The organism is Aeromonas sp. 61P (assembly GCF_051919545.1).
Lineage (GTDB): Bacteria > Pseudomonadota > Gammaproteobacteria > Enterobacterales > Aeromonadaceae > Aeromonas > Aeromonas veronii.
Map to the genome: position 1 here is coordinate 4,519,837 of NZ_JBQBEL010000001.1, position 24,915 is coordinate 4,544,751.

The window sequence follows — 24,915 nt, forward strand, 5'->3', positions numbered from 1 at the left end:
TCTGTTCTCTTTATTATCTGGAAATAAAATCTTGTCCCGTCATTGCCAGCCAACCGACGCGCAATGCGTCCATGGTCTCCCGTACATCGTGTACCCTGATGATGCGGGCCCCATGCTGCATGCCGATAAGGGCGCATGCCAGACTGCCCGCCAGACGCTCATCCACCGGACGGCCCAGCAGGTTGCCTATCATAGACTTTCGCGACATCCCCACCAATAGCGGCAAGCCATAATCAAGCAGTTCCTTTTGAGCCTCCAACAGCTGATAGTTGTGTGCAAGGGTTTTGCCAAAGCCATATCCCGGATCCAGCAACAGCTCTTCACGACGGATCCCGACCGCCAGACAAGCCGCAATACGCTCATCAAAGAAGGCGCGAACCTCCCCGATCAGGTCCTCATAGTGCGGCTCGACCTGCATGGTTCTCGGCTGCCCCTGCATATGCATCAGACAGACCGGAACCCGAGCTTCGGCCGCGGCTTGCAGTGCTCCAGGTTCTTGCAGTGCCCGCACATCGTTGATCAGATGGGCACCCGCCTTGCAACCCTCCCGCATCACAGCCGCTTTGGAGGTATCGAGTGAGATCATCACATCCAGCTCACGGGCCATCTGCTCTACGACAGGAATGACCCTGTCCAGCTCCTCTTGCTCGCTCACATCGGGCGCACCAGGGCGGGTTGACTCGCCACCGATGTCGATGAGGGTCGCACCGTCAGAGACCATCTGGCGCGCATGGGCCATTGCCCGTTCAAACTGGTTGAAATTACCGCCATCGGAGAATGAGTCGGGCGTCACATTGAGGATCCCCATCACATGGGGACGATCGAGGGAGAGGCTGAGCCCCTTGCTGGTTAACTGCATTTTCATGTCCATCTGATAAAGAAAAACCCCGGGCAAGCCCGGGGTTTGGAGAGTCACGATTATTTGGCCGGCACGTCGTTGGCTTTGTCGATAGTGACATCCGCCACCGGTGCAGCCTCATCGGCAGGCTTGGCCTCGGCAGCCACAGTGGAACCGCCTTGCGGGGTATCACCGTGCTCGTCATGCCAGTTGCTCGGAGCACGTACCTCGCGACGCGCCATCAGATCATCGATCTGTTTGGCGTCAATGGTCTCGTACTTCATCAGCGCATCTTTCATGCTGTGCAACACGTCCATGTTATCCAGCAGGATCTGCTTGGAACGGGCGTAGTTGCGGTCGATGACCTGCTTGACCTCGGCATCGATCACGCGAGCGGTATCGTCGGACATATGCTTGGCCTTGGCCATGCTGCGACCGAGGAACACCTCGCCATCTTCTTCCGCGTAGAGCATTGGGCCGAGACGCTCGGACATACCCCACTGGGTCACCATCTTGCGGGCGATGTCGGTCGCTCGCTCGATGTCGTTGGAAGCGCCAGTAGAAACCTTCTCGGCACCATAGATCAGCTCTTCTGCCAGGCGACCGCCATACAGGCTGGAAATCATTGACTCCAGATGCTGCTTGGAGTGGCTCCAGCGATCCTGCTCCGGCAGATACATGGTCACACCCAGCGCACGACCGCGCGGAATGATAGAGACCTTGTAAACCGGGTCATGGTCAGGAACGAGACGACCAATGATGGCGTGACCAGCTTCATGATACGCAGTCATCTCTTTTTCGGACTCTTTCATCACCATGGAGCGGCGTTCCGCACCCATCATGATCTTGTCCTTGGCCTTCTCGAACTCGGCCATGGAGACCACTCGGCGGCTCTCGCGGGCAGAGAAGAGGGCTGCTTCGTTGACCAGGTTGGCCAAATCCGCACCGGAGAAACCGGGGGTACCACGGGCAATCAGCGCCGGATTGACATCATCCGCCAACGGAACTTTGCGCATGTGCACTTTCAGGATCTGCTCGCGACCACGGACATCCGGCAGACCGACCACAACCTGACGGTCGAAACGGCCCGGACGCAGCAGTGCCGGATCCAGTACGTCAGGACGGTTGGTGGCTGCGATGACGATGATGCCTTCATTGCCTTCAAAACCATCCATCTCGACCAGCATCTGGTTAAGAGTCTGCTCACGTTCATCGTGACCACCACCCAGACCGGCGCCACGCTGGCGACCGACCGCATCAATTTCATCAATGAAGATGATGCAGGGGGAGGATTTCTTGGCCTGTTCGAACATGTCACGCACCCGGGAGGCACCGACACCGACGAACATCTCCACGAAATCGGAACCGGAGATGGTGAAGAACGGCACTTTGGCCTCGCCCGCAATAGCCTTGGCCAGCAAGGTCTTACCGGTACCGGGAGGACCAACCAGCAGCACACCGGTCGGGATCTTGCCACCCAGTTTCTGGAATTTGCTCGGGTCGCGCAGATAGTCGACCAGCTCCTTCACCTCTTCCTTGGCCTCATCGCAACCTGCAACATCAGCAAAGGTAGTCTTGATCTGATCTTCGCTCATCAGGCGAGCCTTGCTCTTGCCGAACGACATGGCACCTTTGCCACCGCCGCCCTGCATCTGACGCATGAAGAAGACCCAGACACCGATCAGCAGCAGCATCGGGAACCAGGAGATGAAGATAGAGGTCAACAGAGACGGCTCTTCCGGCTTCTCGCCCATCACTTTGACATTGTGATTGAGCATGTCGTTGAGCAGCTGGGGATCCGGCGCAGGTATGATGGTGGTGAATCGTTCACCAGTACGCTTGACGCCATTAATGACCTTACCGTCCATCCGCACTTCACGGATCTGCTCTTGGGTCACCTCTTTAACGAAGCTGGAATAGTCCAGCTGGCGACTGGTGGTATCGCTGGGGCTGAAGCTATTGAACACCGACATCAAAACGACGGCGATGACCAGCCACAGGATTAAGTTTTTCGCCATGTCACTCAAATCAGTAACCTCGCAGACTGACAGTTAACGATGAAGGTTAGGGTACTACAGTTTAAAACCGGTAGCCACAATGTAGACTTCCCGTGATCTGGCGCGGGATGAGTCTGGTTTACGAATTTTGACAGCGGAGAAAAGTTTACGAATTTCATTGAGATAGGCATCAAAGCCCTCACCCTGAAACACCTTTACTACGAAACTGCCGTCACTACGCAATACCTGATTGCACATGTCCAGCGCCAGCTCGACCAGATAGATGGCGCGAGCCTGATCCACCTGCTGGGTACCGCTCATGTTGGGCGCCATATCAGACATCACGACATCGACCTTTTCGGGACCCACTCGCTCCAGCAAAGCGCCGAGTACAGTTTCCTCCCGAAAGTCCCCTTGCAGGAAATCGACACCAGCAATGGGATCCATCGGCAAAATGTCACATGCGATGACACGACCCGAATCACCAACCTGTTCAACCGCAAACTGGGACCAACCACCGGGGGCAGCTCCCAAATCCACTACTGTCATGCCATGTTTCAGCAAGCGATCCTTGCCCTGGATCTCGTCAATCTTGAAAACAGCACGAGAACGCAGGCCCATTTTCTGGGCTTTTTTGACGTATTGATCGTCGAAATGTTCTTTTAACCAGCGAGTTGAACTGGGGGAACGTTTTTTCTGGGTCATGATAATCGACTTTAAAAAACCACAAGGGTTATTAGTATTAAGGGCTAAGTGGGGGTAGAATACGCCCCTTTCAACCCTGACTTATGAAGAAATTGCGATGATTCTCAACAATAAACAGAAACAGTACCTCAAGGGCCTTGCCCATAGCCTCAAGCCTGTCGTCCTGCTGGGTCAGCATGGTCTGACCGAAGGTGTACTGGCCGAGATCGATCTGGCGCTGAACCATCACGAGCTGATCAAGGTTAAGGTTGCCTCTGAAGATCGCGAAATGAAACAACTGGTTATGGATGCTATCGTCCGTGAAACCGGTTCAATCAAGGTGCAAAGCATGGGTCATGTGCTGACCATTTATCGTCAAGCCAACGAACCCAAAATCCAGCTGCCCCGCAAGTAAAAGGAAAGAGCATCGCTCTTTCCTTATTCCACTTCTTCCCGAGTCGCTTGCCAAAGTAGTCGCAAAGCCCTTAACCTGCGATGAATACTTCCGGACACGCATTATGGCTCACCCTCCTATTCTGACCGACGATGAGCTGGCCATGCTGCGGGACTTGGGGAGCAATCAGGACACCCATGTTCTGAGTGGTCACCTCGATGCCCCCATGCTTGGCTTGCTGCAAAAAGCCGAACACCTCGTACTCGAAGCCCGCTTCGCAGGCCATCAGCTGCGTTTTCCTCTGAGCTTTACCCAAGGGGAAGATGGCTTCGTCGAGCCCCGCTTATCTGCACCGGTCATCAGGGAACTGGGGTTTGCGCAACCGCGCGCCTGGCGTCTTACCCAAAAAGCCAAGCTATGCAGCGAGCTGGGCCTGTTTCAGGTACTCAGCCTCTCCCTCAACGGCCTCATCGTGGAAAATTTGCCAATCGACATGGTGGCCGATACCCCCATCAACGGCGAGCTCTGCATCGAGCAAGAGCCCCCTCTTCCACTACAGGGACGACTGGTTAGGCGCATTAAAGCCAATGCCGACCATGCCACCTGGGCACTGAGCTTTCAAATGAGCGAGAGCAACATCGAACGGCTGCGCCACTGGTTGTTTCAGCGTCATCAGGACGCCTTTACCGAGGCGTATCTGTCCTGATTTTTATCAATAATCATATAGATAAAGACAAACAGGGGAGCGCCAGCCCCCCTGTTTCATCGTCTGTAGCATTCGCTTAGATATAAGCGACTTCCAGTACTTCGTATTCCACATCACCGCCCGGCGTCTTGACGATAGCGACATCGTCCACTTCCTTGCCAATCAGGGCGCGGGCAATGGGGGAGTTGACAGAGATGAGGTTCTGTTTGATATCAGCCTCATCGTCACCCACGATGCGGTAAACCACCTCTTCCTCTGTCTCGCTCTTGAGCAGAGTCACAGTCGCGCCAAAAATAACGCGGCCGTTGTTGGTCATCTTGGTGACATCGATCACCTGCGCATTGGAGAGCTTGGCTTCAATCTCCTGAATGCGGCCTTCACAGAACCCCTGCTGCTCGCGAGCGGCATGGTATTCGGCGTTTTCCTTCAGATCACCGTGCTCACGGGCATCGGCAATCGCTTCGATAATCTGGGGACGAAGCTCGGTCTTGAGATAATCGAGCTCTTCGCGCAGCTTCTCAGCGCCGCGAACAGTCATCGGAGTATGATTCATAGTCGAAACCTGGGTTGCTTGAAAATAGAAACTGCGGCCATCTGCAAGGAGGCCGCAGCAATCGGTTCGGATGAGGCATCTTAATATGAAGCCAACACAAAATCCACGTCAGCCCCCTGATGCAGATCCCACTTGCGTCATCGACATTCCCTTCACTTACTTCCCTTCCGGTACGGAAATGGGGGCCGAAACAGTCGGTTTGCCCTGCATGATGGCGATCTCCACCCGCCGGTTCATCCGACGATTTTCCGGGGTCGTATTGGGCACCAATGGTTGGGAGTCCGCCATCCCCTGCACCACCAGTCGCCCCTGATCAAAACCGGGGACCTTCAGCATCTGGTGCGCCACCGCAACCGCCCGTTGCGACGACAGCTCCCAGTTGGACTGGAACAGCTCATCTTCGGTCGCCACGTTGTCGGTGTGACCGGAGATGGTGATTTCACCCGGCACATCCTTGAGCAGGGTCGCTACCTTGCGAATGACCGGCCAGAACTGTGGCTGCAGAAATGCCGAACCGGCCGGGAAAGATGCTTTTTCCCTGATCCGGATGATGATCTGCTGGCCCAGCGCCTCAATTTCGATAGCGCCATCCTGGATCTGATCTTTCATCTGTTCGGCGAGTGCTTTGGCCAGGGTATTGGACTGTTCTTGCGCCTTCTTCGCATCCTGCGCGGTATCGCCCCCCGTCTGTTTGCCATCACTCTTGTCCTGACCACCGGCCTGATCCGACTCGCCGGGCAGAAACTCCAGTTCGGTCTGGGTCAGATCGATGGTCTGCTGCATCACGGTATCAATCGGCGTGGGTTCCGGGCGACCGGGCCTGAACTCCTGGGCAATCACCGAGGTTCCCTTGGGAATATCTTTCACCTCAAGGATGTTCTGTACCCCGAATGCCTTGTCCATGGAACCGGCTATCTGCTTGAACTTCTGCACATCCATCTCGGCAAAGGAGAGCAATAGCACGAAGAAGCACATCAGCAGTGACATCAGGTCGGCAAAGGTTCCCATGTAACCAGGAAGACCTGGTGGTGGGCACTTGCAATCAGACATAGCGCCCCCTATTCGGTGCCAGTATTACGTTTGGACTGGTTCAGATAGTTTTGCAGCATGGACTGGATCACCCGCGGGTTCTGGCCATCCTGAATCCCCATAATGGCATCAAGGATCAAGGTACGACTGAGCTTCTCCTCCCCGCTGCGCAGCTCCAGCTTGTCGGCAATCGGGATCGCCAACATATTGGCCTCTATCGCACCGTACAGGGTGGTCAGCAAGGCCACCGCCATCGCCGGCCCGATCGACTTGGGGTCACTCATGTTGGCCAACATGGCCACCAGACCCACCAACGTACCTATCATCCCCATGGCTGGGCCCAGATCCCCAAGGGTACGGAAGACCTTGATGGCAATGACATGGCGCTCGGCTGTCAGGTCGATATCCTTTTCCATCACGGCACGCACCACTTCGGCATCGTGACCATCCACCAGCATGTCGATCCCTTTTTTCATAAATGCATTGGGGATCTCTGCGGCCTCCAGCGCAAGAAAGCCACCTTTGCGAGCCGCGTCAGCCAGTTCAACGGCTTTGGTAATCAGGTCTTCAAGCTTGTCGCCCTTGTACATAAAGGCTTTGCCCGCCACCTTGAATGCCATCAGGAACTGGCCAAGGTTGAACTTCATCATGGCGATGAAGATTGAGCCCAATACAGTGATGTAGACCGATGGCATATCAACATACATGCTCATGGGGCCACCCAGCAGCATGCCGTACACCACCACCCCGAAACCCAGCACTATCCCTATCAGACTGCCTAGATCCACGTCCCTACTCCTGTCACCGGTTCTTATGTCTATTTATAGTCTGTTGAATTTTCTGCTATTGCGACCCATGCGGCAAGCATGCATCCACTGAGAATGATGGCTCATTATCGGCCAGTTTAGCGAGAGTTTGAGAGGGCAATGCTTTTCTGCCTCCCCCCTGTGGACGGTCGATGTTAATATAAGCCGTTTTTTTCAATCCCCGAGGATGGACATGGCCAGTAAAAAAATCGACCGTCTGAGTTTTGATGCCACTCTGGAAGAGCTGGAAACCATCGTTCATCAGCTGGAACAAGGTTCCCTACCCCTGGAAGAGGCACTCAAGCAGTTCGAGCAGGGCGTTCATCTGGTACGGGCCGGTCAGCAGAAGCTGGAACTGGCCGAACAGAAGATCCAGATCCTGCTCAGTCAAGCCGATGGCAGTGACCAGCTCGCCCCCTTCCAGCCAGAACAAGGAGAGGAGTGAGTGGCGCTGGACCATTTTTCCCGTCTGCATCGTCAGCGTATTGACGACTGTTTGTCAGCACAACTTGAATCCTTGCCCGCCATGGCGCCGCGCCTGCGCGATGCCATGAGTTATGGCCTGCTGCTGGGCGGCAAGCGGGTTCGCCCGTTTCTGGTCTACGCGGTCGGCGAGATGCTGGGCGTCAAGAGCGAACTGCTGGATGGCCCTGCGGCTGCCGTGGAGTGCATCCACGCCTACTCCCTGCTGCACGATGACCTGCCCGCCATGGATAACGACGACCTGCGTCGTGGTCAGCCAACCGTTCACAAGGCGTTTGACGAAGGAACCGCCATTCTGGCCGGTGATGCGCTGCAGACCCTGGCGTTCTCCATTCTGGCCGATCACCCCATGCCCGACTCCTTGATGGCCAACCGGGTGCGGATGCTGAGTACCCTCGCTCGCGCCTCCGGCTATCTCGGTATGTGTGGCGGTCAGGCGCTGGATCTGCAGGCCGAAGGGCGCCAGATCTCGCTCGCCGAGCTAGAGCAGGTACACCGCCACAAGACCGGTGCACTGATTGAATGTGCCGTGGCGCTCGGCGCCCTGTGCAAAGCCGATGTCGATGACGCCACGCTGGCTGCCCTGCAAACCTATGCCGCCGCGATTGGCCTCGCCTTTCAGGTGCAGGATGACATCCTCGACATCACAGGTGATACCGCCACCCTGGGCAAGCCACAAGGTTCTGACCTGGCGCTGGAAAAAAGTACCTACCCGGCCCTACTCGGACTCGAAAATGCCCGTGAGCTGGCTCGCGAACTGCATGGGAAAGCCTTAACAGCCCTGCAATCCTTGCCCTACAATACCGACATTCTGGAAGCGTTTGCCGATTACATCATCGAGCGAACCCACTAAACGCTGGATAACAGTAACAATATGAGCGTTGATATTAGCAATTTCCCCAACCTGGCCCTCGCGGACACTCCGGTCGAGCTGCGTTCCTTGCCCAAAGATCGGCTGCCGGTGCTGTGCAACGAGCTGCGCGAATATCTGCTGCGCTCTGTCAGCCGCTCCAGCGGACACTTTGCCTCCGGTCTCGGCACGGTCGAACTGACCGTCGCCCTGCACTACGTCTACAACACCCCGTTCGATCGGCTGATCTGGGATGTGGGCCATCAGGCCTATCCCCACAAGATCCTGACCGGGCGCCGTGATCAGATCCACACCATCCGTCAGAAAGACGGTCTGCACCCCTTCCCCTGGCGTGGCGAGAGCGGTACGACGTGCTCTCCGTTGGCCACTCCAGCACCTCCATCGGTGCCGCCCTTGGCATGGCGGTCGCCGCCGAGAGCGAAGGGCTGGGTCGCAAGGTCGTTGCAGTGATCGGTGATGGTGCCATTACCGCAGGGATGGCCTTCGAAGCGCTCAACCACGCTGGCGATGTGCACAAGGACATGCTGGTGATCCTCAACGACAACGAGATGTCCATCTCCGAGAATGTCGGGGCGCTGAACAACCATCTGGCCCGGGTCATGTCCGGCAAGCTCTACACCACCATCCGCGAAGGCGGCAAGAAGGTGCTGGCGGGTTTGCCACCGGTCAAGGAGCTGGCCAAGCGGGCCGAAGAGCACCTCAAGGGGATGGTGGTACCCGGCACCCTGTTCGAGGAGTTCGGCTTCAACTATATCGGCCCCATCGACGGTCACGATATCGAGGCACTGGTCGAGACCCTGCGCAACATGCGCAACCTCAAGGGCCCGCAACTGCTGCACGTCAAAACCAAGAAGGGCAAGGGTTACGAGCCGGCGGAGAAAGACCCCATCGGTTATCACGCCGTGCCCAAGTTCAATCCTGACGATTGTTCCCTGCCCAAGGCGAGCAGCGCCAAACCCACCTTCTCCGCCATCTTTGGCCAGTGGCTGTGCGACATGGCCGCCAAAGACGAAAAGCTGGTCGGCATCACCCCCGCCATGCGCGAAGGTTCCGGGCTGGTGAAATTCAGCCAGCAATATCCGGATCGCTACTTCGATGTGGCCATTGCCGAGCAGCATGCGGTCACGTTCGCCGCAGGTCTTGCCATCGCCGACAAGAAGCCGGTGGTGGCCATCTATTCGAGCTTCCTGCAGCGCGCCTACGATCAGGTGATCCACGATGTAGCGCTGCAAGATCTGCCGGTGCTATTCGCCATCGACCGGGCAGGTCTGGTGGGCGCCGATGGCCCGACCCATCAGGGGGCGTTCGACATCAGCTTCCTACGCACCGTGCCCAACATGGTGGTGATGACGCCATCTGACGAGAACGAGTGCCGCCAGATGCTCTATACCGGCTATCTCCATCAGGGCCCTGCCGCCGTGCGCTACCCGCGCGGCAGCAGCCTGAGCGACGCCCCCATCTCGTCAGAGATGCAAGCGCTGGAGCTTGGCAAGGGACATGTCCTGCGAGAGGGCAAGGGCACTGCCATTCTGGCGTTTGGCACCTTGCTGCACCACGCCAAAGCGGCCGCCGAAGTGCTGGATGCCACCCTGGTGGACATGCGCTTCGTCAAACCGATGGATGAAGCGCTGGTGCTCTCACTTGCGGCCAGCCACGATCACTTCGTCACTATCGAAGACAAGCCGGTGCTCAACCTCGGCCTGCCGGATCGCTTCGTGGAACAGGGCACCCAGCAGGAGATCTATACCCTGCTTGGTCTGGACGATGCCGGCATCCAGCGCAGCATCGAAGCCTGGCTGCAAGCCTGACCTGCTGCGAGTTAAAGAGCAAATACAAGAAGGGCGCCTGATGGCGCCCTTCTTGTATCTTCACTTCTGACCGGAGTTAACCCTTGTAAATCTTCGGGTTAAACACATCCCGCAGCCAGTCACCCAGCAGGTTGATGACCAGCACCAGCACCACCAGACAGATCCCCGGGAAGGCGGTGATCCACCAGGAGCCGGAGAAGATGTAGTTGAAGCCGACGCTGATCAGCGACCCCAAAGACGGCTGGTCTACCGGCATCCCGAGCCCAAGGAAGGATAGTGCCGCTTCACTCATGATGGCGTTGGCCACCTGCACGGTGGAGATAACCAGAATGGGCGACAAACAGTTGGGCAGAATGTGGCGGAACATGATGCGCGGGGCGCGGAACCCCATCACCTTGGCCGCTTCCACATACTCCTTCTTCTTCTCCGCCAGCACAGAGGCGCGCACGGTACGGGCGTACTGCGGCCACTCGGCGATACCGATGATCACCACCAGCATCATGATGGCGAACTTCGAGTAGAACTCGGAGCCAAAGGTTGCCTGAAAGATGGCGGAGATGATGATCGCCACCATCATGGTGGAGAACGACAGCTGCACATCGGCAAAGCGCATCAGCAGGTTGTCGATACGGCCACCGAAGTAACCGGCAATCAGACCGATGACGATACCGAGCACCAGCTGCAGCGCCACCGCAAACAGGCCGATGGTAAGGGAGATACGGGCGCCATAGAGAATGGTGCTCCAGATATCCCGCCCCTGGTTGTCGGTACCGAGCCAGAAACGCTCCTCGCCGCCTTCGAGCCAGGAGGGGGGCAACTCGGCATCCATCAGATCAAAACTGGTCTGGTCATAGACGTTGTGCGGGGCGAGCCAGGGCGCCAGCAGCGCCGCCAGCACGAACACCACAAACACCGCAAAGCTGAACATGGCTACCTTGTCCCGCAGGAAGTAGTAGACGATGTCAGAGTTCTTGAATCGTGCCCAACGGCTTGGGCTTGCAGTTACAGCATTAGTCATCTGTTACCCCTTGGCGGTCAGGTTAACGGTCGGGTTAATCAACCCGTAGAGCAGGTCGACCAGGGTATTGGTCACCACGAAGATCAGCCCCACAAAGATGACATAGGCGGTGATGAGGGGCGTATCGACCCGGTGGATCGCCTCGAGGAACAGGAAGCCGGTGCCCGGCCACTGGAACACGCTCTCGGTCAGAATGGTGTAGGCCACCATGGTGCCGATCTGCACCCCACCGACGGTAATGACCGGCAGCATGGTGTTCTTCAGAGCGTGCTGATAGTAGACCTTGTTGTTGTCCAGCCCCTTGGCGCGGGCGAACTTGACGTATTCGGAGGAGAGCTGCTCCAGCATCTCGGAGCGCACCAGCCGGATAAACAGCGGCAGCATGATGGAAGAGAGGGACACCGCCGGCAGGATCAGGTGCAGGATGCCATCCCAGGTGAAGAAGCCCGACTCCCAGCCCAGCAGGTTACGGGTCTCGCCGCGGCCATAGGCAGGCAGCCAGCCCAGCTGGATGGAGAAGAGGTACATCAGCATGATGGCGGTCAGGAACACCGGGATCGAGATACCGATACTGCTCCCTGCCATGATGATCTTGGTGGGAATGCTGCGCGGGCGGATCGCCGAATAGACACCGAGTGGAATGGAGACCACCACGATGATGAGCGCGGCGGCAAACACCAGCTCAAGGGTAGCCACCAGCTTGTCGAGGATCACCTCGAGAGCGGGTCGCTTGAAGAAATAGGAGGTGCCCAAATCCCCATGCACCGCATTTTTCAAAAAGCGGCTGTATTTGATGAGGAAGGGATCGTTAAGGCCCATCTTCTCGCGCAACTCGTGACGCTGGGCTTCGGAGACGGATTGTCCCACCAGCTCGCGCAACGGGTCACCCAGGTTGTCCTGGATGGAGAAGGCGACCAGGCTGATGACGAACATCACTATCACGGCCTGATAGAACCGTTTCAGCAGGAATGTAAACATGCTTGTCCTTCTACGTGGCCTGTGTCGTGGCACAGGCTTCTGTTAGTGGGCGGAGTGGCCAGCTGACCACCCCGCCCCGTCCTTCCTTGCGACGTTCTCTTACTTGCTGACCACCAGGTCACCCAGGTAAGGGAAGTTCATCACGTTGACCACCGGCTTGATGTCGACGTTCTTCTTGGCGCCATAGGCCAGATCTTCCCAGTGCAGCGGCACGTAGGCAGCATCTTCGATCAGCATGGCTTCGACCTTCTTGAGCATCTCGGCACGCTTGGCCGGATCGGTCTCGGCGTTGGCATCCATCACCAGCTTGTCAGCTTCGGCGTTGGCATAACCGGCGCAGTTGTACTGACCCATACCGGTCTTGGCGTCCTTGGTGAAGGTCAGGAACTCGAAGAAGTTCGCGGTATCTTCGGTGTCGGAGTGCCAGCCGATCATCTGCATGTCTGCGGCGCACTTGTCAAACTCGGGCCAGTACTGGGCCACCGGCATGGTCTTCAGATCCACCTTGATGTTGATCTTGGCCAGCATGGCGGAGACAGCCTGGGCAATCTTGACGTCGTTGACGTAGCGGGCTGCCGGGGAGATGAAGGTCATCTTGAAGCCTTTCTCGTAACCGGCCTCTTTCATCAGCTCCTTGGCCTTGGCCAGATCATACTGGGGTACCAGCGCCTCGTTGTGACCGGCATAGCCTTTCGGGCTCAGCTGACCAGCAGGGGTACCGAAGCCCTTGTTGATCTTCTCGACGATACCCACCTGGTTGATGGCGTAGTTGATCGCCTGACGCACGCGCTTGTCTTTCAGCGCCGGGTTGGTGTTCTGGTTCAGCTCGATGATGATGGCACGGGTACCGGACAGGGTGACCAGCTGGGAGTCCTTGCCATTCTTCACGCGCTCCAGATCGTTCGGCGCAACCGGATAGATCATGTCCACGTCGCCACCCAGCAGGGCTGCAACACGGGTCGCATCTTCCTTGATCGGCACCACGGTCAGGTTCTCGACGTTACCCTTGGAGGCTTTATCCCAGTAGTTGGCGTTACGGGCATAATCCAGCTTCACACCCTGCTCGCGGAACTTGACGGTGAACGGGCCAGTACCGGAGACGTGGGTAGAGGCGTAGGAGTCGCCGTTTTTGACGATCTCGGCCTTGTCTTTGCCCGCTTCGGTCTTGCCGGTGTAGAACTTGGAGTCCATCGGGAAGATGTAGGTGACGGTCTGCAGCACCAGCGGGAACGGCTTGGCGGTGACGAGATCCACGGTGTAGTCATCGACCTTCTTCACTTCGCTGATGGGATCGAAGATCGCCTTGAAGTCGACGGAGGATTTCAGGCGGTTAACGGTCCACACCACGTCGTCAGCGGTGAAGTCGTTACCGGAGTGGAACTTGACCCCCTTGCGCAGGTGGAAGCGGACGGTCTTATCGTCAATACGCTCATACTTCTCGGCCAGACGGGGCTCGAACTGCAGGTCCTGGGTGTAACGCATCAGGGGATCGAATACCAGGTGCGACATCTCCAGGGTCTGACCGGAGAGCTGCTCCTGCGGATCCAGCGAAGTGGCGTCAGAGGCGACACCCACCTTGATATCAGCGGCTGAGACACTGAAGGCGAAACCGGCGGCAAATAGCGCCAGGGCAATCTTGGACAATCCTTTCTTCATCTTGTTCTCCATGCTTTTGGCTTTCTTATGACACTTTTTTGACAAGCAGACCGGCGCACCGGCGCTCTCCTAGCTTGCGATTTCCAGCCCCTCGCGGGACATTCCCTTGAACTCCGGCATGAGGGAGATCAGCTTGCGACTGTACTCATGCTCGGCATTGGTAAAGAGTTTCTCGGTCTCGGCCACTTCCACCAGATGACCGTGCTGCATCACCCCGATGCGGTCGCACATCTGGCGGATCACCGGCAGATCGTGGCTGATAAACAGCATGGTGAGCTTGAGCTCCTGCTGCAGATCCTTGAGCAGGTTGAGGATCTGGGCCTGCACCGACACATCCAGCGCCGAGGTCGGCTCGTCACAGATAAGGAAGCGCGGGCGAGTGGCCAGGGCGCGGGCAATAGAGATGCGCTGACGCTGGCCGCCGGAGAATTCGTGGGGATACTTGACCCCGGCACCGCGGCCAAGGCCCACGTGATCCAGCAGATCGCCGACGATCCCCTCGATCTGGCTCTCACTGCTCGCCAGCTGATGGAAGCGGATCGGCTCGGCAATGATGTCGCGCACCTTCATCCGCGGGTTCATCGAAGAGTACGGGTTCTGGAACACCATCTGCATCTGGCGACGCAACGGGCGACGCTCGCGCTCGCTCTTGAGAGCGGTCAGATCGATCCCCTCGAAGAAGATCTTGCCGGTATCAGGCGGATAGAGACCGGTGATGGCGCGGGCAATGGTCGATTTGCCGGAGCCCGACTCCCCCACCAGACCGAAGGTCTCCCCTTCGAAGATCTCGAAGCTGATGTTGTTGCAGGCGCGTACATACTGGCGGCGGCTCGGGAAGATGGAGTCCTTGGTGACGAACTTCAGATCGACGTTCTCCACCCGCAACAGCGCCCCTTCATAGGCTCGCTCGTCCTGACTCTGGCCGAGCCAGTGGGTCTTGAGGTCGATATTGGTATCCGGCGCACTGGCATCCTCGATATAGGAGACCAGCGGGAAGCGCACCAGCTTCACATCGGAGCGGGGGACCGCCGAGATGAGGCTGCGGGTATAGGGGTGATTGGGGCTGCCCAGCACCTGTTCGGTCAGACCGAACTCCACCAGATCGCCGCGATACATCACCGCCACCTTGTCGGTAACGTTGGAGACAACCCCCATGTCGTGAGTCACCAGCATGCAGCCCACCTGACGCTCTTTGCAGAGGGCGCGGATAAGCTGGAGGATCTGATCCTGAATGGAGACGTCCAGCGCCGTGGTCGGCTCATCGGCAATGATCAACTCAGGATCGCAGGAGAGCGCGATGGCAATGACCACCCGCTGGCGCATGCCGCCGGAAAACTGATGCGGATACTGCTTGATGCGCAGCTCCGGCTGCGGAATACCCACCGCCCCCATCAGCTCCAGCGCCTTGGCAAAGGCCGCCTCGCGGGAGAGCTTGGTATTGGCCAGAATGGTCTCGACCAGCTGATGCTCAACGGTGAACAGCGGGTTGAGGGAGGTCATGGGATCCTGGAAGATGAACCCGATACGGGAGCCACGAATGGCCCGCATCTCGTTCTGGCTCTTGCCGGAGATGAGCTCGCCATTGAGGTAGATATCGCCACGGGCGATGCGACCCGGCGGGCTCAGCAGATCGATGACGGCGTTGCCGATGGTGGACTTGCCGGCGCCGGATTCACCGACCACCCCGACAATCTCACCCTTTTCGATAGAGAAAGAGAGATCCTTCACCGCGGCCAGCACCCCGTAGCGGGAGGGGTACTCGATCCGCAAGTTCTTTACTTCGAGCAAGGACATGTTTACCTCTGCGGGGGACATCCGTCCCAAATAATTCGTCCGTAAATCAGCCGCAGATGCCGGTTGTTACCTTGGGCAATATTTGCTCAATCCATGAGGCAGCGAAACCAGCGATCCGGGCGGGTTTTTTGCATTTTTTTGGAATAACCCGCGAGTAACTTAGACGGTTTGACCACGGGTGTAAATGATTGAGTTATACAATTCCGCAATGTTTTGTGCAGATAACCACCAATTCGGCAGCGTTAAATGATGATTTTCATCACACAAATGGCCGGTGCGTCCGTACATCTATTGGTATCATTACTTTAATTTCAACAACAACGCAACAAGCAGCATTTATCACTATTTCAAAAACGATCACGAGCCCCGAATGAGTAGTGAATATTTATGTGAAATGGATGATAAACGGCAGCATATGCCGATGAATGAAAATTAAGCAGATATAAATCGGGGGATGCCAGAACGGTCATCCCCCGGAAGGTGGCATTCAGCCAAGCCAGAACGCCAGTAATTGCATACAAAACAGGGCGAACAGGCCGGCGATCAGATCGTCCAGCATGATGCCGAATCCGCCGTGAATGCGGCGATCAAACCAGGAGATGGGCCAGGGCTTGAGCACGTCAAACAACCGGAACAGCGCGAAGCCCGCCACCACCCACTCCCAACCGGCTGGCGCGGCGATCATGGTGACACCAAAACCGATCACCTCGTCCCAGACGATGGCGCCGTGATCCGGCATGCCGATGGCATCGGTGGCGCTCTGGCAGATACGGATCCCCACAACAAAACCCACCGCCAGCAAGGCGATAAACCAGTGGGTCGGCAGCCCGCTCACCAGCAGATAGAGCGGAATGGCCGCCAGGTGCCCATGGTGCCCGGCGCTTTGGGGCTGAGACCGGAACCAAACCCCACCGCCAAAAAATGAAGCGGATTTTTCAGATCCAGTCGTGTCAGCTCGGGCTTTATTCTGAACAAACTCATGCGAAGTGATCCCACCCTTTCAGTTGCAACTCGACCGCTTGGTCGCCACGCAGGTAATCAATGCCCGGCTCGCCCGCCACGATGCGGCCGATGCGGCTGAACTTGACCCCGCTGTGGGCCAACGCCGTATCGAGCGCGCCGCGGTGCTCCTCCGGTACGGTAAAGCAGAGCTCATAGTCATCGCCACCGGCCAGCGCCAGTTGCCACGCCTCCTGCTCGCTCACCGCATCCTGCAGCACCGGCGAGAGCGGTAGCAGATCGAGATCGATCTGAGCACGTACACCGGAGGCCTTGAGGATATGGCCGAGATCCGATGCCAGCCCGTCGGAGAGATCCAGCGCACTGCCCGCCAGCCCGCGCAGTGCCTGACCGGCCAGAATGCGGGGATGGGGATGGTCGAGCCGTGGCAGCACCGCAGCCAGCTGGTTCTCATTGAGGGTGCGTTTGCCCAGCAGATGGGAGAGTGCCAACGCGGCATCCCCCAGGGTACCGGTCACATAGATGCCATCACCGGCTTTGGCACCGCTGCGCATCAGGGCGCGACCGGCAGGCACCGATCCCTTCACCGAGATGGTGATGGAGAGCGGCCCGCGGGTCATGTCTCCGCCCACCAGCGCCACATTGTAGTACTCGGCCAGCTCCAGAAACCCTTCGGCAAAACCGGCGACCCAACCTTCGTTAATGGCAGGCAGGGTCAGCGCCAGCGACACCCAGCGCGGCTCAGCCCCCATGGCGGCGAGATCGGAGAGATTGACCGCCAGAGCCTTGTAGCCGAGATCCACCGGATCCATGTCGGGAAAGAAGTGTACGCCGCTCACCAGAGTGTCGGTGCTCACCGCCAGCTGGGTATCGGGGGGCAGGGTCAGCAGGGCACAGTCATCTCCAGGGCCCATCACCACGTCCTTGCGGGCGTGGGGGACCTTGAAGTACTTATCAATCAGCTCAAATTCACCCATACAGTAAAAAGCCAGCAATAAGCTGGCTCCTCTCTTAGATGCTGACGGACAGCAGGATCAACGCTTGTTCAGCGACTTGATCACCTTGTCCAGTACACCGTTGACAAACTTGTGGCTGTCATCGGCAGCAAAAGCTTTGGCCAGCTCGATCGCTTCGTTGATGACCACGCGCGGCGGTACATCATCACGACGGGTCAGCTCGTAGGTCGCCAGACGCAGGATCGCCTTGTCCACCATGTCCACTTCTTCCAGCGGACGGGAGAGGAAAGGTGCAAACACCTTGTCCAGCTCGCTGCAGTGGAGGGCTACCCCGAACAGCAGATCGCGGAAATAGTTCAGGTCTACACCCTTGGTGTCCTGATCGATCTTGAACTGCTCTTCGATGTCACCCACGTTAGCCTTGGTCATCTGCCACTGGTAGATGGCCTGGGTGGCGCAATGGCGGGCTTTACGGCGCTCAGACGGTTTCAATGTACTTCTCCTCGTTACACGTCCAGTTCTTTCAGGACGTTGATCATTTCGAGCGCTGCCAGTGCAGCCTCTGCACCCTTGTTACCCGCCTTGGTACCTGCACGCTCGATGGCTTGTTCAATGTTTTCAGTGGTCAGCACACCGAAGGCAACGGGAATTTCATATTCCATCATTACCTGGGCCATGCCCTTGCTGTTCTCGTTTGCCACCAGGTCGAAGTGGTAGGTGCCGCCACGGATGACAGTACCGACCGCCACGATGGCGTCGTATTGACCACTCTTGGCCAGCTTCTTGATGACCAATGGCATTTCAACCGCGCCCGGCACTTTTACCAGTGTCAGGTTGCTGTCCTGCACTTGACCTTGACGCTTCAGTACGTCCACCGCGCCGTTCACCAGACTGTCGTTGATGAAGCTGTTGAAACGGGCAACAACAATAGCAATGCGCGCCTCAGGAGCGGCGATATTTCCTTCGATAACCTTCATTGGAAATCCTGTATCTGTGCAATCAAAAGGGCCGGAGTCAAAAGTGCGCACATTCTAGCACAACAGACCCACGACAAAAACCATGGCCGCAATAGACGGCCATGATCGCGATGTAACCAGTCCGGCGCACTTGCTCGCCGGTAAATTCCACGACTTCCAGACCGACACCACCCGGAAGGGGATGGTACTTCTCTGGTGGAGCTTTACTCGCCGACGTACTCAACCACTTCCAGACCGAAACCACCGAGGGCATGGTACTTCTTCGGCGAGCTCAGCAGACGCATCTTGCTTACACCAAGGGCCTTGAGGATCTGGGAACCCACACCAACCCGGCGCGAGGTGCCCTGCCACTTGGCTCCTTCCGGCGCCAGCCCCTTGTCGGCGGCTTCAAAACCCTTGACCCTAGCCAGCAGCTCGGCGCCATGGGATTCCGCCCCCAAAATCACCAGCACGCCGCCCTCGTCAGCGATGCGGGCCATGGATTTGGGCAGCGGCCAGCTGCGGGCGGCGTGGCGGTCGGTCAACAGCAGATCGCTCAGCACATCGTGCAGATGGACGCGCACCAGGGTCGGCTGATCGGCCTGCACCTCACCCTTTTTCAGGGCAAAGTGAACCTGATTGTCGATGGTGTCGCGGAAGGTGATGAGGTCGAACTCGCCAAACTCGGTCGGCAACTTGCACTCGGCCACCTTCTCGACCGTGGTCTCGTGCTGGTTGCGGTACTCGATCAGGTCGGCGATGGTACCAAGCTTGATGCCGTGCTCCTCGGCAAACACCTCCAGATCCGGACGGCGCGCCATGGTGCCATCCTCGTTGAGGATCTCGACGATGACGGCGGCAGGCTCGAAACCGGCCAGACGGGCCAGATCGCAACCGGCTTCGGTGTGGCCGGCACGGGTCAGCACGCCGCCATCCTGCGCCATCAGCGGGAAGATGTGGCCCGGCTGCACCAGATCGGCCGCCTTGGCATTGGGCGCCACAGCGGCCTGCACGGTCACCGCGCGATCCGCGGCTGAGATACCTGTGGTCACCCCTTCTGCCGCTTCGATGGAGACGGTAAAGGCGGTGGAGAACTGGGCATTGTTGCGATCCACCATCAGTGGCAGCGCCAATTGCTTGCAGCGATCCCGGGTCAGGGTCAGGCAGATGAGGCCACGGCCGTAGCGGGCCATGAAGTTGATATCCTCCGGACGGACGCAGGAGGCGGCCATGATGAGGTCCCCTTCGTTCTCCCTGTCTTCGTCATCCATCAGGATCACCATCTTGCCAGCCTTGATATCGGCAATGATTTCCTGGGTTGTGCTCAGCGCCATGGGCTACTCCATCAGTGTGCTTGGGGGTTGAGCCAGCAGGCTCAACGCAAATGCGAGTGTATGTTGCTCTAGATTGGGGCTAGCGGCTCCATTTCAATCAGAGCGGGATCACAGAAAATCGTTTTGGTGGCAAGACTCAGCGCACACCGTCAGAGAAAACCGGCCTTGGCCAGCTTGTCCAGAGTCAGGGTGGAGGCGCTGCTCTCCTGACTCTTGCCCATCATCAGCCGCTCCAGATAACGGGCGATCTGATCGACCTCGAGGTTGACCTTGTGACCCGGCTTCCAGCTGGCGATGGTGGTCTCCTGCGCGGTGTGGGGCACGATAGTCAGGCGGAAAAGGTCCCCCTGCACCGCGTTGACGGTGAGGCTGATGCCATCCACCGCAATGGAGCCTTTCTCGGCGATGTAGCGGGAGAGTTCCCCCGGCGCCTTGATCCAGTACTCGATGGCGCGGCCGCTGCTGGAGACGCTTTTCACCTCCCCTACCCCATCCACATGGCCGGAGACCAGATGGCCGCCGAGGCGGGAGGTGGGCATCAGCGCCTTCTCGAGGTTGACCCGATCGCCCACTCTGGCGGCGGCAAAACCGGTACGGGAGAGGGTTTCCAGCGACACGTCGGCGGTATAACTCTTGTCGCCCAGCGCCACCACGGTGAGGCAGACGCCGTTGGTGGCGATGGAGTCGCCCAGTTTGACGTCGCTAAAATCCAGACCTAGTGCGTGGACGGTGAGGGCCATGTCATCGCCCTGACGGCGCAGCTCGGCCAGGGTTCCCACCGCTTCGATAATTCCGGTAAACATGCAGATCACCTTGCTGATGACGGGGACTGATTATGCCCCCTTGAACATTGATAAATCAGGCTATTTTGGCGGTAATGCGAATATCCGGCCCCACCATGCGCACATCCTTGATGGCAAGCTTGGGCGCCTGGAACAGCCGGGTCAGACCCGGCAGATGGAACAGGCCGCGCCCTTCGTCACCCATCAGTTTGGGAGCCTGATAGAGCACCAGCTCATCCACCAGCCCTTTTTCCAGCAGAGCGCCGCAGAGCCGCGGGCCCGCCTCGACCAGCACCGAGTTGACGTTCTGTTTGGCCAGCAACATGAACAGGCTGACCAGATCCAGCTTGCCATCCAGCAGCGGCAGCTCCAGCTGCTGCACCCACTCGGGCCACTCGCCGGACGCCTTGTGACGGGCCAGCAGCACCGGACTCTCGCTCTGGAACAGCGGCAGATCCGGGGTAAGGCGGTTTTGCGAATCGACAATAACCCGCAGCGGCTGGCGCAGGGTCTCTTTGGGATAGCTCGCCTTGACCGAGGGGGAAGCTCGTCCCAGCGCACGGTCAGGGAGGCACCATCGGCCAGCACGGTTTCAGCGCTGGAGAGTACCGCATCGTGGCGGGCCCGCAGTCGTTGCACATCGCGGCGCGCATCGGGGGAGGTGATCCACTGGCTCTCGCCGCTCGCCATGGCGGTGCGGCCATCGAGGCTGGCTCCCAACTTGACGGTCACCCGCGGGAAGGCGGTACGCATCCGCTTGAAAAAGCCCGGGTTGAGCGCTTCGGCTTCGCTCGCCAGCAGGCCGAAATCGGTCTTGATGCCCGCTTCGGAGAGCATACGCAGGCCACGTCCGCCCACCTGGGGATTGGGATCGACCATGGCTGCTACCACCCGGGCCACGCCGGCGTTGATCAGCGCCTCGGCACAGGGTGGGGTGCGACCATGATGAGAGCAGGGCTCCAGGGTCACGTAGGCGGTGGCGCCGCGGGCCTCTTCACCGGCAGCGCGCAGGGCGTAAACCTCGGCATGGGGCTCGCCCGCCTTCTGATGCCACCCTTCGCCAACCACCACGCCATCTTTGACCAGCACGGCGCCGACGCAGGGGTTGGGGGCCGTGGTGTAGCGGCCGCGGCGGGCCAGTTCGAGGGCCCGACTCATCCATTGGTAATCATCTTGACTAAACATTCGGGCTCCTTTGACAACACATCTCGGCTTTACGCAGTATCGTAGGTTCGATTAGCGCAGCGTAATCGGACGCGGCAACATGGGTGAGAATGGCGGTTTACTTCTCCAGCTTGGCAATCTCTTCGCCGAACTCGCGAATATCTTCGAAGCTGCGATAGACGGAGGCAAAGCGGATATAGGCCACCTTGTCCAGACTCTTGAGCTCATCCATCACCAGATTGCCCACCAGCTCGGAGGCGACTTCGCGCTCGCCGGTGGCACGCAGGCGGGATTTGATATGGTTGACCGCTTTTTCGATGGCCTCCATGCTCACCGGCCGCTTCTCCAGCGCCCGCAGAATACCGGCGCGCAGCTTGTCTTCATTGAACGGCTCGCGGGAGCCGTTGGACTTGATGACGCGGGGCATCACCAGCTCGGCCATCTCGAAGGTGGTAAAACGCTCGTGACAGAGCAGACACTCACGACGGCGGCGCACCTGATGGCCTTCTGCCACCAGACGGGAATCGATCACCTTGGTATCAACCGCACTACAGAATGGGCAATGCATCGGACCTCCGGCGTTAATGGAACAGGGACCGGCCCGGCGGGCCAGGATCTAGGTCGGCCAGTGTAACACGGCCATCCAACCGTGGTAAAAAGCGGAAAAGCGTGATTTTTCTGTTCGTTATCACTAATGGGCAACTCACTCGTCGTAAGGCAGAGTATCAGGATCACAACCCAGATAATCGGGGGCTGGGTCGACCGTAAACTGCACCGCATCGATATAGTCATGACCCAGCATCAATGCCTTGCCTATCCGGTGCATGCCATCCATCACCCGACCGGCGCTGTCGAGAATGATCGGGTAGGCGAGATCCGCCGCCATGATGAGCTGGCAGTGCTCGACTACGCTGCGCACCGTAGGAGTGGCGCTGCCATGGCCATACCAGTGATCACGGTCAAGCTCGGCAATGTCGCTCAATGCCACCGCCTGCAGCGGCAGATCACAGCTCAGTCGCACCAACCGCCGTACATCCCATGCCAGCAGCCCCTGCTCACTGGCACGAAAGTGATACTGGGCGCGGATTGCCAGCCGAAGCTCCGCCTCCAACACCTTGCCCCGCTCTGCGCAGGAGTGTGCCTCTTCGCTCGGTATCTTCTCTTCGTGGTTCAATCTCATCCCTCTCGTGTTGCCCAACGCCAGAAAAAACAATGCCACCCGCAGGTGGCATTGGTCTTCAAACCGGATGGTCTGACTTATCAGCCATAAACCGGGAAGCGGCGGCAGATATCCAGCACCTTCTCGCGCACGGTGGCCAGCACGGCATCGTTGTCGTGGTTGTCCAGTACGTCGCAGATCCAGTGGGTCAGCTCGATGGACTCGGCCTCCTTGAAACCGCGGCGGGTGATGGCCGGGGTACCGATCCGCACACCGGAGGTGACGAACGGGGAGCGCGGGTCGTTGGGCACGGAGTTCTTGTTAACGGTGATGTTGGCTTTGCCCAGTGCGGCGTCAGCATCCTTACCGGTCAGCTCGCGGCCGATCAGGTCAACCAGCATCAGGTGGTTGTCGGTACCGCCGGAGACGATCTTGTAACCGCGCTCGATAAAGGTCGCAGCCATCGCCTTGGCGTTTTTCACGACCTGAGCCTGATAGGTCTTGAACTCCGGCTCCAGCGCCTCTTTGAAGGCAACGGCTTTACCGGCGATAACGTGCATCAGCGGGCCGCCCTGACCACCCGGGAAGACGGCAGAGTTGAGCTTCTTGTAGAGCTCCTCGTCGTCAGCGGCAGAGAGGATCAGACCACCGCGCGGACCGGCCAGGGTCTTGTGAGTGGTGGAGGTGACCACGTGAGCGTGGGGAACCGGGTTCGGGTAGACGCCAGCGGCAATCAGACCCGCCACGTGGGCCATGTCGACGAACAGGTAGGCACCGACCTTGTCGGCGATTTCGCGCATGCGGGCCCAGTCAACGATGCCGGAGTAGGCAGAGAAGCCACCGATCATCATCTTCGGCTTGTGCTCGACAGCCTGACGTTCCATGTCGTCGTAGTCGATCTTGCCGGACTCATCGATACCGTAAGGCACGATGTTATAGAGCTTGCCGGAGAAGTTGACCGGAGAGCCGTGGGTCAGGTGACCGCCGTGGGCCAGGTTCATGCCCAGTACGGTGTCGCCCGGCTGCAGCAAAGCCATGTAAACGGCGCTGTTGGCCTGGGAGCCGGAGTGCGGCTGCACGTTGGCGTAAGTGGCACCGAACAGCTCTTTGGCGCGCTCGATAGCCAGGGTTTCGACCACATCCACATACTCGCAACCACCGTAGTAACGCTTGGAGGGGTAACCTTCGGCGTACTTGTTGGTCAGCTGGGAGCCCTGGGCTTCCATGACACGGGGGCTGGTGTAGTTCTCAGACGCAATCAGCTCGATATGCTCTTCCTGACGACGGGTTTCGTCTGTGATGGCCTGCCACAATTGCGGATCATAATTGGCGATGGTCATGTCACGTTTCAACATCCGTTTCTCTCCTGAAAATCGTTTGCGCGTTAGGTGAAGTGGGCGCGGGCATTGTAACGTGAGCTGGATCAAAGAGACAGTCCAACCACCTAAAAAAATGTTGAATTTATGTTGTAAAAAACAAGATTCCCTCCCCGTTCAATACCCTGGCCGCCCCGCCAAACGGCACATTTTTCATCCCGCCGCGGGCGGGCAAAACCCGAAGGGGATCACAACGCCCTCTTTATCCATCCTGTAACATATTCATTCGAAACAAATTTAATGATGATGGAGCTGATTGCAGCCATGCATCCGAGGGGCTGCACCTAACCGGAGGAGTTCAAGATGGACCATCTGCTGACATTCGTGATCCTGGCGGTATTTTTTCTGTTCTACTGGGTCTACTACACCAGCCAACGCAAGCATGTCCACACCACCTCGTGGGATCAACTCCCCACCAAAGCCGACTATCTGGCGGCCCACCCTGAATCAGTCGATGGCGACATCATCTTCTGTTATCACTGCGGCCACCACGAGTTGCTGGAGGTAGGCATGGTGCACCTGACCGATTTTCGCCGGGAATGGGTCTGTGCCAAGTGCAAGCAGGTGCTGTTTCGCGAGAGCGAATAACGGCGCAGGGGCTGGCCCCCTCTGA

The 24,915-nt window shown here is 58.3% G+C and carries 24 protein-coding genes and 2 pseudogenes; 6 read left to right on the forward strand and 20 right to left on the reverse strand.

The annotated features are described in order from the left end of the window. Window positions 1-13 precede the first annotated feature (13 nt). Genes folP through rlmE form a run of 3 tightly spaced genes read right to left on the reverse strand, consistent with a single transcriptional unit; the run spans window position 14 to window position 3,540 of the window. Window positions 14-859: a dihydropteroate synthase gene (folP, locus tag ACTG2O_RS20900; RefSeq protein WP_439976586.1), complete on the reverse strand. Its 846-nt coding sequence runs from the start codon at window positions 857-859 to the stop codon at window positions 14-16. A 59-nt stretch (window positions 860-918) separates the two neighbouring features. Further along, complete coding sequence (gene ftsH, locus ACTG2O_RS20905) at window positions 919-2,865, reverse strand: ATP-dependent zinc metalloprotease FtsH (protein WP_019445922.1); 1,947 nt, start codon at window positions 2,863-2,865, stop codon at window positions 919-921. A 45-nt stretch (window positions 2,866-2,910) separates the two neighbouring features. Further along, window positions 2,911-3,540 (reverse strand): 23S rRNA (uridine(2552)-2'-O)-methyltransferase RlmE, encoded by a 630-nt coding sequence (rlmE, locus tag ACTG2O_RS20910; RefSeq protein WP_439976587.1) that lies wholly within the window; start codon window positions 3,538-3,540, stop codon window positions 2,911-2,913. Between the two features lie 97 nt (window positions 3,541-3,637). On the opposite strand from rlmE, the gene yhbY reads away from it, so the two are divergent. Together yhbY and ACTG2O_RS20920 are read left to right on the forward strand one after the other, a co-directional pair. After that, complete coding sequence (gene yhbY, locus ACTG2O_RS20915; RefSeq protein ID WP_005338829.1) at window positions 3,638-3,934, forward strand: ribosome assembly RNA-binding protein YhbY; 297 nt, start codon at window positions 3,638-3,640, stop codon at window positions 3,932-3,934. Between the two features lie 103 nt (window positions 3,935-4,037). Next, complete coding sequence (locus ACTG2O_RS20920) at window positions 4,038-4,619, forward strand: hypothetical protein (RefSeq protein WP_019445924.1); 582 nt, start codon at window positions 4,038-4,040, stop codon at window positions 4,617-4,619. Between the two features lie 76 nt (window positions 4,620-4,695). Here ACTG2O_RS20920 and greA read toward each other — a convergent pair whose 3' ends face one another. From greA to pomA, 3 genes are all read right to left on the reverse strand, one after another. Continuing rightward, entirely contained in the window at window positions 4,696-5,172 is a 477-nt protein-coding gene (gene greA, locus ACTG2O_RS20925; RefSeq protein WP_005338833.1) for a transcription elongation factor GreA, read from the reverse strand. Window positions 5,173-5,328: 156 nt separating this feature from the next. After that, window positions 5,329-6,222, reverse strand: coding sequence for a flagellar motor protein MotB (locus ACTG2O_RS20930; protein WP_005349528.1), 894 nt, complete (start codon window positions 6,220-6,222; stop codon window positions 5,329-5,331). A gap of 8 nt (window positions 6,223-6,230) precedes the next feature. Beyond that, window positions 6,231-6,989: a flagellar motor protein PomA gene (gene pomA / locus ACTG2O_RS20935; RefSeq protein WP_005349525.1), complete on the reverse strand. Its 759-nt coding sequence runs from the start codon at window positions 6,987-6,989 to the stop codon at window positions 6,231-6,233. A gap of 211 nt (window positions 6,990-7,200) precedes the next feature. On the opposite strand from pomA, the gene xseB reads away from it, so the two are divergent. The 3 genes and pseudogenes from xseB (at window position 7,201) to dxs (ending at window position 10,169) form a co-directional block, all read left to right on the forward strand. After that, window positions 7,201-7,452: an exodeoxyribonuclease VII small subunit gene (gene xseB, locus ACTG2O_RS20940; RefSeq protein ID WP_005338838.1), complete on the forward strand. Its 252-nt coding sequence runs from the start codon at window positions 7,201-7,203 to the stop codon at window positions 7,450-7,452. After that, window positions 7,453-8,343: a (2E,6E)-farnesyl diphosphate synthase gene (gene ispA / locus ACTG2O_RS20945; RefSeq protein ID WP_005349523.1), complete on the forward strand. Its 891-nt coding sequence runs from the start codon at window positions 7,453-7,455 to the stop codon at window positions 8,341-8,343. It begins immediately after the preceding gene. A gap of 21 nt (window positions 8,344-8,364) precedes the next feature. Further along, window positions 8,365-10,169: pseudogene (gene dxs, locus ACTG2O_RS20950) on the forward strand (1-deoxy-D-xylulose-5-phosphate synthase). A 76-nt stretch (window positions 10,170-10,245) separates the two neighbouring features. On the opposite strand, the gene ACTG2O_RS20955 reads toward dxs, so the two are convergent. From ACTG2O_RS20955 to glyA, 14 genes and pseudogenes are all read right to left on the reverse strand, one after another. Continuing rightward, a complete protein-coding gene (locus ACTG2O_RS20955) occupies window positions 10,246-11,187 on the reverse strand; it encodes an ABC transporter permease (RefSeq protein WP_019445927.1) in 942 nt (313 codons plus the stop codon). Between the two features lie 3 nt (window positions 11,188-11,190). Then, window positions 11,191-12,165, reverse strand: a complete 975-nt coding sequence (locus ACTG2O_RS20960; protein ID WP_005349514.1) for an ABC transporter permease — start codon at window positions 12,163-12,165, stop codon at window positions 11,191-11,193. A gap of 99 nt (window positions 12,166-12,264) precedes the next feature. Beyond that, window positions 12,265-13,821: an ABC transporter substrate-binding protein gene (locus ACTG2O_RS20965; protein WP_439976588.1), complete on the reverse strand. Its 1,557-nt coding sequence runs from the start codon at window positions 13,819-13,821 to the stop codon at window positions 12,265-12,267. 69 nt (window positions 13,822-13,890) lie between these two features. Further along, the gene (locus ACTG2O_RS20970; RefSeq protein ID WP_163128772.1) at window positions 13,891-15,615 is read right to left on the reverse strand and encodes a dipeptide ABC transporter ATP-binding protein; all 1,725 of its coding nucleotides are present in this window, start codon (window positions 15,613-15,615) and stop codon (window positions 13,891-13,893) included. A 487-nt stretch (window positions 15,616-16,102) separates the two neighbouring features. Further along, complete coding sequence (locus ACTG2O_RS20975; RefSeq protein WP_439976681.1) at window positions 16,103-16,606, reverse strand: phosphatidylglycerophosphatase A family protein; 504 nt, start codon at window positions 16,604-16,606, stop codon at window positions 16,103-16,105. Next, window positions 16,593-17,552 (reverse strand): thiamine-phosphate kinase, encoded by a 960-nt coding sequence (gene thiL / locus ACTG2O_RS20980; protein ID WP_026034998.1) that lies wholly within the window; start codon window positions 17,550-17,552, stop codon window positions 16,593-16,595. The genes ACTG2O_RS20975 and thiL overlap by 14 nt, the downstream gene beginning before the upstream one ends. Before the next feature lie 57 nt (window positions 17,553-17,609). After that, window positions 17,610-18,023, reverse strand: a complete 414-nt coding sequence (gene nusB / locus ACTG2O_RS20985) for a transcription antitermination factor NusB (protein WP_005343514.1) — start codon at window positions 18,021-18,023, stop codon at window positions 17,610-17,612. A gap of 14 nt (window positions 18,024-18,037) precedes the next feature. Next, a complete protein-coding gene (gene ribH / locus ACTG2O_RS20990; RefSeq protein WP_019445931.1) occupies window positions 18,038-18,508 on the reverse strand; it encodes a 6,7-dimethyl-8-ribityllumazine synthase in 471 nt (156 codons plus the stop codon). Between the two features lie 203 nt (window positions 18,509-18,711). Beyond that, window positions 18,712-19,821, reverse strand: a complete 1,110-nt coding sequence (gene ribBA / locus ACTG2O_RS20995) for a bifunctional 3,4-dihydroxy-2-butanone-4-phosphate synthase/GTP cyclohydrolase II (RefSeq protein WP_005358461.1) — start codon at window positions 19,819-19,821, stop codon at window positions 18,712-18,714. 149 nt (window positions 19,822-19,970) lie between these two features. Then, on the reverse strand, window positions 19,971-20,624 hold the full coding sequence (locus ACTG2O_RS21000; protein ID WP_439976589.1) for a riboflavin synthase: 654 nt from the start codon (window positions 20,622-20,624) through the stop codon (window positions 19,971-19,973). 55 nt (window positions 20,625-20,679) lie between these two features. Continuing rightward, window positions 20,680-21,788, reverse strand: a pseudogene (gene ribD, locus ACTG2O_RS21005) (bifunctional diaminohydroxyphosphoribosylaminopyrimidine deaminase/5-amino-6-(5-phosphoribosylamino)uracil reductase RibD). A gap of 97 nt (window positions 21,789-21,885) precedes the next feature. After that, a complete protein-coding gene (gene nrdR / locus ACTG2O_RS21010; RefSeq protein WP_005338880.1) occupies window positions 21,886-22,335 on the reverse strand; it encodes a transcriptional regulator NrdR in 450 nt (149 codons plus the stop codon). Between the two features lie 135 nt (window positions 22,336-22,470). After that, window positions 22,471-22,941 (reverse strand): hypothetical protein, encoded by a 471-nt coding sequence (locus tag ACTG2O_RS21015; RefSeq protein WP_019445933.1) that lies wholly within the window; start codon window positions 22,939-22,941, stop codon window positions 22,471-22,473. 86 nt (window positions 22,942-23,027) lie between these two features. Next, window positions 23,028-24,281 (reverse strand): serine hydroxymethyltransferase, encoded by a 1,254-nt coding sequence (glyA, locus tag ACTG2O_RS21020; protein WP_005338884.1) that lies wholly within the window; start codon window positions 24,279-24,281, stop codon window positions 23,028-23,030. 324 nt (window positions 24,282-24,605) lie between these two features. Between glyA and ACTG2O_RS21025 the strand changes: the two genes are divergently transcribed. Next, window positions 24,606-24,890: a hypothetical protein gene (locus ACTG2O_RS21025; RefSeq protein WP_376898930.1), complete on the forward strand. Its 285-nt coding sequence runs from the start codon at window positions 24,606-24,608 to the stop codon at window positions 24,888-24,890. Window positions 24,891-24,915: the final 25 nt, after the last annotated feature.